The following is a 500-nucleotide window of genomic DNA, read 5'->3' on the forward strand; positions in this document are numbered from 1 at the left end:
TGAGTCGTCCCGGGCCGGCCTCCCACCACGGGGCCGGACCGGGACTCACACCCCGGTGCGGTAGAACTCCTCGATCTCGTCGGGCGTCGGGTCCGGCACACCGCCGAGGCGCTCGACCTGGTCGCCCCGGCGCTTCGCCCACCCGATCGCGGCCCACAGCATGGAGCGCAGCCGCCGGATCTGTTCCCGCATCTCGCCGGACTCCTTCTCCAGCCGTTCGACGCTCGCTTGCAGGACGCTCAAGTCGACTTGCTTGGTGGTGGGTACCACGTTGATGCGTGCTGCGGTCCGGGTGCCCCGGTAGGTGAGGACTCCCATCGTGATGGTGCCGATGACGCTGATGACCGCCCCGACGATTCCCCAGGCACCGTTCATCCCGGTCTCCCCTCGACCGCCTGGCCGAGGTCCCCGGGTGATCCGGTATCAGGCGGGACTCGTGATGCGCACCAGATCACCCCACAGTGCGATGTGATGTACCAGGCCCAGAGCCACAGGCCACG

The 500-nt window shown here is 68.8% G+C and carries 1 protein-coding gene; it reads right to left on the reverse strand.

Annotated features, from left to right (window positions below; genetic code table 11):
- Positions 1-45: 45 nt before the first annotated feature.
- Positions 46-375: a hypothetical protein gene (locus tag IE178_RS35560; protein ID WP_193515140.1), complete on the reverse strand. Its 330-nt coding sequence runs from the start codon at positions 373-375 to the stop codon at positions 46-48.
- Between the last annotated feature and the right edge of the window lie 125 nt (positions 376-500).

It is taken from the genome of Streptomyces griseoloalbus (genome assembly GCA_014650015.1).
In the GTDB taxonomy this organism is placed as follows: domain Bacteria; phylum Actinomycetota; class Actinomycetes; order Streptomycetales; family Streptomycetaceae; genus Streptomyces; species Streptomyces griseoloalbus.

Excerpts from the sequence above, each read along its gene's own strand:
- IE178_RS35560 (WP_193515140.1), bottom strand. The coding sequence starts at position 375 with ATGAACGGTGCCTGGGGAATCGTCGGGGCGGTCATCAGCGTCATCGGC.